The following is an 11,147-nucleotide window of genomic DNA, read 5'->3' on the forward strand; positions in this document are numbered from 1 at the left end:
GGCTCATTAAATTTAATGAGTCTATTTTAAAATTTATTTTCTATTTCTTTTTTTGAATAATATAAATCCAAAAATTGAAGTTAATAGCACAGCTATTGAACCGAAGAATCCGGCGATTAATGCATCTGAATTATCTTTATAAGTAGATTTTTTATCTTCAGGTTGTTTTGTTTCCGGTTTTGTTGTTTCGGGTTGTTTTGGTTCTTTTTGTGTTTTATCTTCTGTTCCATTATTATTTGTTGATTCTTGATTTGAACCTTCTGAAATTTGAGGCACTAATGATTCATCAATATTATTAGTAATTTCTTCAGTGGTTGTATTGTCATTTGGAACAATATTAATAATTCTTGAATTTAGTTCTTCATGTTTTAAGTTAATTTGATTTATTGATTCTTGAATTGTTTCTTTTGTTACATTTTCTGCATAAGTAATTTCATCTGTTGAATCTAGTAGTTCTAACATTTCATCAGCTAATTCAGGAAGTATTGAATAATATTTATCAATAAATTTATATCCTTTTTCAGCTTTTTGTTTATTATATTCTTCGATTAATAAACCTTTTTCTGAAACTTGTAATTTTGAGAATAAATCTTTAAAGTCTTTATTTAATTTGTTGAACTCTTCAACGGTTGTTGCTTGGTTTGTAACTTTTTGTTTCATTTCATCAACTTTAGCTTTTAAAGCGTCATATGTTTCTTTTGTATAATCTAAAGCGTTTAATAAGTCGAATTTATTAATATTTAAAGTTACAGATTGTTTTTTATATGGTAATGTAACTAATTTTGATTTCTTGTCGTTATATTCGTTTTCTAAATTATTTACAATTTCTTGTGTTAAGTTTGATTTATCTTTTAATGCATCATTAATTCTATCGATTGTAAATTGATATGCATTAAATGATTCTTTAGTATATAATTCGTCTTCGTTAGATAAAATACCTGCAATTATTTGGTCTAATTTTGTTGAATCAACTTTTATTCTTGCGCTTGTTTTAAGTTTTTCAAGTGATTCTTTTAATGAATCTAATGTTGATTGTCTAATTTGAACTGATTTTAATGTTTCTTTTGCTATTGTTTCTAATATTTCATAGTTTTGTTTATCTTGATCAATTCAAGTTTGATAGTTTTCAGGTTTTGAAGCTACTAAATTTGTCAATGCTTCATTATTTGTTGCTTCGGTTTGTTTTTTACTAATTGGAACAATTTCAACGATAGAAGGAGTTTTTTCTTTTCAAGCAATGTTGAATGCAACTACTTTTTCATTGTCTATAAGCGGTATTTTAAATTCAGTAATATTATTGGTTAATTTACCTAATTCTTTTTCTGTTACTTGTTTTGTTTCTGTGTTATATACCATTACTTTAACTTCTGCATTTGAATTTTCACCTTGAGTAATAATTCTTAAGTCAGAAGTATTGTATTTATCTTTTTCTACTATATATTTTAGTGAACCATTAGCTTTAGCAGGTTTATAGTAACTGCTTAAATCATTATCTATTGTTTTTCCTATAACATGATTACTATTAGCTTCCTCATAATTTTCACCAGTAAATTTAGGGTTATTATCTAAACTAATATATTCATTATCATTTACAACGATTTCATTAAATAATAATGCACGATCAGGATAATTTGCTTTAACTAAAAGTTTTAAATATCTAGCTTTTGCGTTTTGTAATTCTGTATTACCTCATCATTTAACGTTAGGATATTTAGAATCAATTTTACCTGATTCAACTTGTGATAGATTTAAATCTCTATTATTATCAGTTACATCATCACCTATTGTAAAAGCTAATTTTCAATCTTCTGGTTTATCACTGTTTGTTGTTGAGTATAATACATCTAAATCTCTAGGGTAATCGGCAGTTCCATCTGTTGAATATAATTTTAATGAAGTTAAATCAATTTCTTTACCTAAATCATAGATAGCAACATTCCCTTTAACTGGGTCACCACCAAATTTTGTTGCAGTATTCATGTTTCTATCAAAATCTTTATGTGAATTTCTTTCATCACCTCATCCGTTATTAATTCTAATATCTGATTTAATTAATTTACCAAAAACTTTAGGTTCTTCAAAAGTTAATTTAAGTTTTGTGAAATTAAATGTTTTATTTTCGGTTGAAGTATTTTTAAATTTAATAAATCTTAGTCCAATTGGTGTTGTAGGTAATGTATCTAATTTAGTTCATTGATATCCATCTTTTGAATACTGTAATTCAATTCCGTCAACTTTTGTATATTCGGCAACTATTTCTTTAAATGATAAAATTTCTTTTGTATCTATACCAAGTTCTTTACCAGGTTTAAGTATTAAATCATGTCCAGTAGTAGATTCTGTTTTATGAATAAGTTGGAATCCTAAACTAGATTTTGTTGTATCGTATTGATCGGTTTCTGCATCTTTCAATAAATATTCAGTATTAAATGCCGGAGAGTCATTACCAACTTTAAATGTTCCGATTCTTCATCAATTTGGTCTTTGACCCTTGTTTCTTACTCTTATTCTTTGAGTTGTTGCATCACCTGTAAAGGTTTGACTTTTATCTCCATTACCTGTCCTTGTTCCGAATTTTACTCATCTATTATTTGAATCTTGATATTCAATATCAAAATTATTTAATACGTCCCCCGCTGCCGAACTACCTTGTTCTATAAATACTTTTGTTATTTTTCTAGCTTCAGGGAATGTGAATGTTAATGTTGCGTCGGTTGCAATTGCATCATTTCCACCAGCTCCTCTATTAAAGTTTTTTGCTCAGTATTCAGTTCTAGCGTTATTATCAAATAAGACATTAGCGTTTTTATTTCCGTCGTTAGCGTATTTTACTTCTTTATCACCACCATTTGATCCATCATATTTTAAATCTGTGTATCAACCATTAACTAAACTTGTTTGTTTTGGTTGGTTCATAACAAAGTGTAAAACACGTAGTCAAGCTCCATCATTTGCGTGGCTATTATTGTAAACTCTAACAGCTTTAACATTTTCGATGTTTAAATTTTCTATATATACAGGATCGAACGGTCCAGTAATATTATTTCTTTGAATGTTTGTTTGCCCTTGTAAATCGTTTCATGTTTGGCTGCCACTCAATTGATATTGAATTTTAAAGTCACGGAAGTGATCGTTTCTATCACCCATTTTTAAATAAATACTTTTTAATGTATATGGTCTACTTGCTATCGCGTCAAAGTAATCACCTTGTCTTAATCTAGATTCTGTTCCGTCATTACCGTTTTGTCATACTTGTTGTCTTTGGTTTGAGTAATCAAATACATCACCGGCAGGACTATCTTGTTGAACTTTTCTGTTTGTTTTGAATTCGAAAGTTAATTTATCAGGAATTAATAAATCATTATATTTCTTAGATACTGCTTTTTGAAGTGCTCTTACGAATGGTTGAATATGTTGAACCCCAACTTCAGCAGTCTCTCTTCAATTTAAATATTGGAAATCATGAGTTTTAGATTTGTTTATTTCATTTACTGCTTGATTATAGTGATCTATAAAACTAAAAGTATCTTTTTGTTGTAAGTCTTTTAAAGCGTCCATGAACAATGAAACACCTTTAGATAATTCTTCAAATGATAATAATCAATAAATGATTTGTTTTTTCATTTGTTCATTGGAATTACCATTAATCATGATTTTTGAGTATTTGTTTAAATCATCAAAGATTTTTTGAATTTTATTAATGTCTTCAGTTGTATATGAATCATTACTTAATTTATTTTTAAATTCAGTTAGTGTATCTCTAATTTCTACAGATTCTTCAAGTTTAACAACACGACCATCCATATTTTGGTTAATTAAGTGTTTTGATAATTCTCTAAATGCATTAGATTCTTCATCGTCATGATGTTGGTTATTTAAAACATACTTAAATGATGCTTCATAAGCTTTTTCAGCTTCATCTTCGTTTTCTCAAATATTTCAAGTATAATCAGCACCACCAAATACAGCTACTCTTGATGGTTGTGATTGTTGCATTGGGTTAAAAATAACACCTTCAATTTTCTTAGGATCTACATTTCTATGTAAGAATTCTTTATATCCACCTAAAATTAAGTGACTTTTTGAGTTGTCAGAACAAGGTCAGTTGATTCATAACATAGGACCTCTACCAACTTTTTTAGTAAATTCACGTGTAAAGTTTTCGGAGATTTCACCTCAAATTCTTCCACCTGTCATAACTACTTGCACTTCTTTAGGGAATGTCGAGAAGAATGTTTCACCTCATCCCATATATTCTTGAACAACATATGGTAATGTAGTTTTTAATCCAGGATATTCTGGTTGAATTTCTTTAAGTCAATTTACCATATCTTCAAGTAATTTTTTCTGCATAGCATGTGAGTTTGCACCGTTAAATGGTGTTCCGGCATCATCTGCTAAAATACCAATTTGACGCACTCCAGCTTTAATAGTTTGCAAGAATTTAGCTTTAAGTGTTTTTAAAGATTCGTCATAGTTTTGTTCTGTCATTCTGTTTCCAAAGAATGGGTGTAAAGTATAAATATAACGAACTTTAGTTTCATTACCAGTTTCTGCAAGTGGTTTGATTAATCTTTCGATTTCTTCATCAGTATATAGTTCTCTTCATTTATGAGAGTGTTTAGGATCATCTTTAGGTGCATAGAAATAACCGTTTAGTTTATAGTATGTACCCCATTTCATGTACTCTAATCTATCTTCTAAAGATCAAGGGCTACCATAGTATCCTTCAATAACTCCACGTGTAGTTACATCTGCATAATCTTTAATTGCAAAGTTTTCTATTTCAACTCCATTTAATTGATTGAAAATGTGTCAAAGTGTTGTTGCTCCGTAAAAGGCTGCATCTGTATCTTTTGCTAAAACAGATAAAAGATTATTTTTATTTTGAATTTGGTAACTATCAGTTTTTTCATATAAACTATCGTCAACAGCTATATTTTCTTTTTTAAGTAAATTATCTACTAAATTGTCGCTGTCACCTTTAATACCTACTAAGATATTTGTTTGATTTTTAACGGTGTGTTTACTAATACTATATTTTAGATTTTTTAAATCTAAAACTTCTTTGAATCTTTTAACTGTTGCTTCATCAATTCCGCTTTCAAAAACGATATTAACGTTCTCGGTTAATAAATAATTTCCTTCTAGGTAACTAATTTCTTGAACTTTAGGATAAATTTCGTATGTTTTTCTACTTACAGCTTGAGGGGTAGTCTGTGAATTTTGACCTTCTCCTCCGTCGTTTGCGGCACTAATTGTTGCAATTAGTCCTGCTGAACCTGCTGCACTTAATACGTATTTAACAATTTTTTTAATATTCATTTTTTACCTCATTTGTAAGTTTAAATTACATTTTGCATTAATTTCATATTATTAATACACATAAATTAAATCAAATTAAAGATAAGAAAGTTATTATTGCATTTTATATGCATAATTAATTTTTTGAATATTTGTTTAGGCATGAATTAGGAATATTTTTTAATTTTATTTACCTATTTTTAGCTATTTCAATAATTATTTAATTTGTTTGATTGAATTAAAATAACATATTTTATTCATAGAGAAAATAAAAAAATAGACACTGAATGTCTATTTAGTAATTAGATTATTAAATTCTTCTTCGTTAATTAATTTAACGTTTAATTTTTGTGCTTTTTCATATTTAGAACCAGCATTTTCACCATAAAGTAGATATGATGTTTTAGAAGATATTGATGAACTAACTTTACCACCATTTTGTTCAATTAATTCTTTAAAATGATCTCTACTTTGACTTAAAGTCCCTGTTATTACAAAGGTATATCCGTTCAATAAGTCAGAACTCATAGTTTCGTTTTCATACACTAATGTCTCATCTAAAAATTGAAGTAATTTTATGTTTTCTTCGATTTTTATAAATTCTTTGATGCTATCAATTATAATTTCACCTATTGTATTTATTTCTACTAACGAATCTAAATTCATACTTATTAAATCGGATAATTTTGAAAGGTTTTGAGTAACTAATTGAGCAACTTGCAGTCCTATATTTGGTATCCCTATTGAAAATAAGACTTTAAAAAGTTTTATATTTTTAGATGTTTCAATTGAATTTAAAATATTATTAAGTTTTTTGTTTGTTTTAGATTTAAAACCAGGTATTAAATTTATATCTTTATCGTATTGTTTTAAGTTATATATATCTTGAATCGTTCTAAGGTAACCTAATTCATAAAATAAACGGATATTTTTTTCACCTAAAGTTTCTATATTCATTGATTTTTTTGATGAAAAATGGATTAATTTACGTATTTTTTGTTCGTCACAGTTAGGGTTAATACAAAATTGATCAACAAACCCTTCTTTTTCAATCAGAAGTTCATTACATGAAGGACAATTTAATATTTTTTCAAAAACACCTTCTGTGTTTTTTTGACTTAAACCAATAACTTTAGGGATAATTTCACCGGATTTAATAATGGTGATTTCATCACCGATATTTACGTTAAGATTTCTAATAAACTCATAATTATGCATAGTAGCATTATTTACATTGGTTTGATTTAAATTAACTTCGTCAAAATTAGCTATATAAGTTATTTTTCCAGTTCTCCCAACTGAAGCTGTTATATTTTTAACAATACTTGTTGCTTCTTGAGTTTCATATTTAAAAGCAATAGCATATTTTGGAAATTTAGAAGTTTTACCTAATTGTTCTCAATATTTTATTTCATTTAGTTTGATAACATAACCATCACAGTCAAATTCAAAATTATTTTTTAGTTCTCTAAAATTTTCTACTAATTCAATTAATTGATCATATGATTTTGCAACTTCTACATTAATATTAGTAGGAAAACCTAATTCTTCTAAAAAATCTTTTACCGATGACTGGTATTTAATATCGTAATTTTGAGGATCAACTAAATCATATAAAATAATTGATAAATTTCTCTCTTTAACAATATCTTTATCCAATTGTCTAATAGTTCCTGAAGCTGCATTTCTAGGGTTCGCAAAGATTTTTTTATCATTTTTCTCAAACTCTTCATTCAACTTGTTATAAGTTGATTTAGACATGTAGATCTCACCTCTAACTTCTAAATCAATATTTTTATTTAAATTTAGCGGAACACCATTTATTTGAATAACATTTTCAGTAACGTCTTCACCCTCAATACCATCCCCACGAGTTATAGCTCTAACTAATTTACCTTCAGAATAGTGTAAAGAAATAGATAAACCATCAATTTTAGGTTCTAAAGAAAAACTAATATTCCTATCGTTTATTGATTTATTAATATTATTGAAAAATCTTAATAAATCATCATGTGAATATGCTTTTTCTAAAGATAGCATTTGTTTTTTATGAACAAATTTACTAAATTTATTACTTGCATATGAACCTAAATTAAATGTTGGTGAATTATCAAGTATATATTCTGGATATTGCTTTTCAAGAGCGATTAATTCTTGAAGAGATTTATCGTAAACTAAATCTTCTACTGTAGGTTCACTTAATTGAAAGTATTCATAATTTCACTGGTTAATTTTGTCAACTAATTTTTTAATTTTTAACTGAATTTTGCTATTATTATCCATTTTTTACCTCTAAATTTCATTTATAACTTAAATTATATAATAATATTTGTTTAATTTGAACTCTTAAATTAATCGAATTCAAATAACGTGTTAATTTAATAAAAAATTAATGTCCGAAAACATTAATTTGATATAGGTTCTTCATTTTTATTAGGACGTTTTACAACATAACTATATTCATATTCTTTGCCTTCAACACTAAAGTCAAAACCAATTAAAATAGAATCATAGTCTGTAATATGATCTACACTTATTTTAGATATTTTAATACCTTCAGGAATATTTAGTTGTTGAACTTCCTCTGGAGTGATTTCTTGAAGAGTTTCGTAATGATCTTTTTTAAGTTTTATATATTTTTCTATATTTTTAACCATTTCAATTGCTTTATTTTGTAAATCTGTTGCAGGTGTAACATTTAGATTAAAAACTACTTCGATAGGTTCAATAATTTTCTTTTCATTTTCCATAAATTCTACATTGTATTTAATTATTAATTTAGGAAGATCTCTTATGTAAGTATACCCTTCTTGACCTAACGAAAGTCCTTCAGGTAATGGTTTTATATTTAAAACAAAAGTTGATGGAAGTTCGAATTCTATAGCATCGTAATCTGTATTTGGAATTTCAATTTTATCAGTTTGAGCTTTGTAAGCTTCAAATTTTTTACGAATTTCACTCTTTTCTTCTTGTGGTACATTATCAGTTGTAGTATTTTGATTTTGAGTTTGAGGGGTATTATTTGTTTCTTCTACTTCATTTTTTGTATCACTATTTTCACTAGTTGAACTATTGTCAATAGCTTTATCGTTTGTTGTATCTTCTTCTCTAGTTTGAGGTTTATTATTTATGGTTTGATCTTGATCGTCTGTATTAGTATTTTTAGAATTTTGAGATTCGTTATCAGTTTCTTTTTCAGTGTTTTGTTCTTTTTGAGTACTATTTTCTTCTGTTGTTACATTATTTGATTCAATATTTGAGACATTTTCTTTTGGTTCTGCTTTTTCATAGTTATTATTTTTTGTTTGTGAACATGACAGTACTAAAAGAGGTACGCCAATAGAACCTAAGCTTAAAAATAACTTTTTATTAAATTTCATATTTTCCTTTCTTTTTAAGGTGTTTCAAATTTGCTTATATACTATCACAAAAATTTAAAAATTTCCTTGATGATATTTTTCTCATTTTATATAAAAAATATAAAGCGCAGCCTACAATCGCTTTATATTTAATGTGTCATAAATATAACAAATATTTCTTAAACATAATCACATAAAAATACTTAGTTAATTTTTTGAAAATTGCGAAGATTTCAATTAAATTATTAAATTTAATAACAAACAATAGAATAATACATTAAAGGAGTGTGAAGAAAGATAAACCTTATTATATTTTTTTAAGAATATTTACAACACATAAATAATTTTAAGTGATTAGATGTTCTTTTTCTTAAATATAATTATTTTATTCATAAAATTCTAAAAAACTAAATATTTCACTGTCTTTGATGTATTTTTTAAGGTAGTGAAATAAAATCAAAATGAATTTATTTTACTTGTTCATAGGGATAAAAGCATTCTAAATAAATTTTGGTTAAAATAATAAAACATTAGAATTTATTATTCATTCATTTTATTAAAAAATAGCTTAATAGCTATATTACAATTAGACAATATCAAAGATTTTGTTTTCGTATTAAATTTCATTTTAAAAATTTTTATTGTTATAGATCTAATTTTTAGCTATATAAGTTATTAAATTTATAGTTTTCTTTTGTTGCGTTCAACACAAAAGCAATGTAATTATTTTATGATTATGAGAAAATTTATATATAACAAAAAACGGACAGCAATTAAAAAACTTTAATAATCACCATGTCATAATATGTGCATTTTTTGTTAATTTAGCACTAAAACAGGAAATTTATATAAAATTTATTAATTTTGAACCTAAAAATAGTATATATTATATAATTTAATAAAAATATCTATATATTAAGGAGTAATATGAAAAAAGTAGTATTAATCGTTATCGATGGATTAGGTTTAAGAAAAGAAACACAAGGAAATGGTTTCGCACTTGCAGATACACCTACATTTGATAACTTATTTAAAAATTATCCAAATTCATTAATCCAAGCATCAGGACAACATGTTGGATTACCTGAAGGACAAATGGGAAACTCAGAAGTTGGGCACTTAAACATAGGTGCTGGTACAATTGTTTACACTGGGTTATCACTTATTAAAAAAGCTTTAAATGATGGAACTTATAAAACAAACAAACAATTTGTTGAAGTGTTTGAAGATGTAAAAACAAATAATTCAACATTACATTTAATGGGTCTTTTATCACCTGGTGGAGTACACTCATTAGAAGATCACTTATTTAAATTATTAGAAGCAGCACACGAATACGGACTTAAAAAAGTTTCAGTACACGTATTTGGTGATGGTAGAGACGTTGCACCTCGTTCAATTAAGGAATCTTTAACAAAATTATTAGAATTAACTGATAAATTTGATTACAATATTGCATCAATTTCAGGTAGATTCTACGCAATGGATCGTGATTCAATGTTTGATAGAGTTGAAAAAGCGTATGACGCTCTTTTAGGAAATACAAACTCAAAATTTGATAATGTTTTAGAATTTGTAGATCAACAATATAGTTCTGACATTAGTGATGAATTCTTTGTACCATCAGTAAACTCAAACTTAAAAGAAGACGCTTTTGTTAAAAATGGAGACTCAATTATCTTCTTTAACTTCCGTCCAGATCGTGCAAGACAACTTACACACTTATTTGTAAATTCATCATTATACGATGTTAAACCAAAACACGAAGTTAAAATTAATAAATTTGCTTCAATGATGAAATACGAAGGAATTGACACAATTATTGCATTTGATGAAATGGAAGTAAGTATGCCAATTGGTAGAGTTTTAGAATTAGCAGGAAAAAGCCAGTTAAGACTTGCTGAAACACAAAAATATGCACACGTTACATATTTTATGGACGGTGGAAACGATATTGAATTCAAGAATTCAAAACGTATCATGGTTGACTCACTTAAAGTTGAATCATACGCTGATGCGCCACATATGTCAGCTGAAAAAATTACAGATGAATTACTTGAAAATGCATTAAATTATGATGTTACAATTATGAACTATGCAAACCCAGATATGGTTGGTCACACAGGTAATTTAAAATCAACAATTGAAGCTGTTTCATTCTTAGATTCTCAAATTAAAAGAGTTGTTGAATGAGCTGAAGCAAATGATGTTACTGTATTTATTACAGCAGATCATGGTAATGCAGAAATCACAGAAGATCAAAACAACAAACCAGCTACAAAACACACAAGCAGTCCAGTTATGTTAATTACAACAGATAAGTCATTAAAATTAAAAGATGGTATTTTAGCAAATGTTGCACCAACAGTTTTAGACTATATCGGTGTTGAAAAACCAGTTCAAATGGACCAAGAATCATTATTAGTTAAATAATTTTAAATAAACCAAAATAGTACTTTTGGTTTATTTTTTATAAACAAAAAA

The 11,147-nt window shown here is 26.7% G+C and carries 4 protein-coding genes; 1 reads left to right on the plus strand and 3 read right to left on the minus strand.

Features of this window, described 5'->3' with window-relative positions; all coding sequences use genetic code 4:
• Positions 1–33: 33 nt before the first annotated feature.
• The 3 genes from HTZ87_RS01620 to HTZ87_RS01630 all read right to left on the minus strand — a co-directional run bounded on the left by HTZ87_RS01620 (position 34) and on the right by HTZ87_RS01630 (position 8,684).
• Positions 34–5,325 (minus strand): beta-N-acetylglucosaminidase domain-containing protein, encoded by a 5,292-nt coding sequence (locus tag HTZ87_RS01620; protein WP_174892824.1) that lies wholly within the window; start codon positions 5,323–5,325, stop codon positions 34–36.
• 270 nt (positions 5,326–5,595) lie between these two features.
• On the minus strand, positions 5,596–7,587 hold the full coding sequence (gene ligA / locus HTZ87_RS01625; RefSeq protein ID WP_174892825.1) for an NAD-dependent DNA ligase LigA: 1,992 nt from the start codon (positions 7,585–7,587) through the stop codon (positions 5,596–5,598).
• Between the two features lie 122 nt (positions 7,588–7,709).
• Entirely contained in the window at positions 7,710–8,684 is a 975-nt protein-coding gene (locus tag HTZ87_RS01630; protein ID WP_174892826.1) for a hypothetical protein, read from the minus strand.
• A 906-nt stretch (positions 8,685–9,590) separates the two neighbouring features.
• Here HTZ87_RS01630 and gpmI point away from each other — a divergent pair.
• Positions 9,591–11,096, plus strand: coding sequence for a 2,3-bisphosphoglycerate-independent phosphoglycerate mutase (gene gpmI, locus HTZ87_RS01635; protein ID WP_174892827.1), 1,506 nt, complete (start codon positions 9,591–9,593; stop codon positions 11,094–11,096).
• Positions 11,097–11,147 lie beyond the last annotated feature (51 nt).

This window comes from Mycoplasma sp. OR1901, assembly GCF_013348745.1.
Taxonomy (GTDB): domain Bacteria; phylum Bacillota_I; class Bacilli_A; order Mycoplasmatales; family Metamycoplasmataceae; genus Mycoplasmopsis.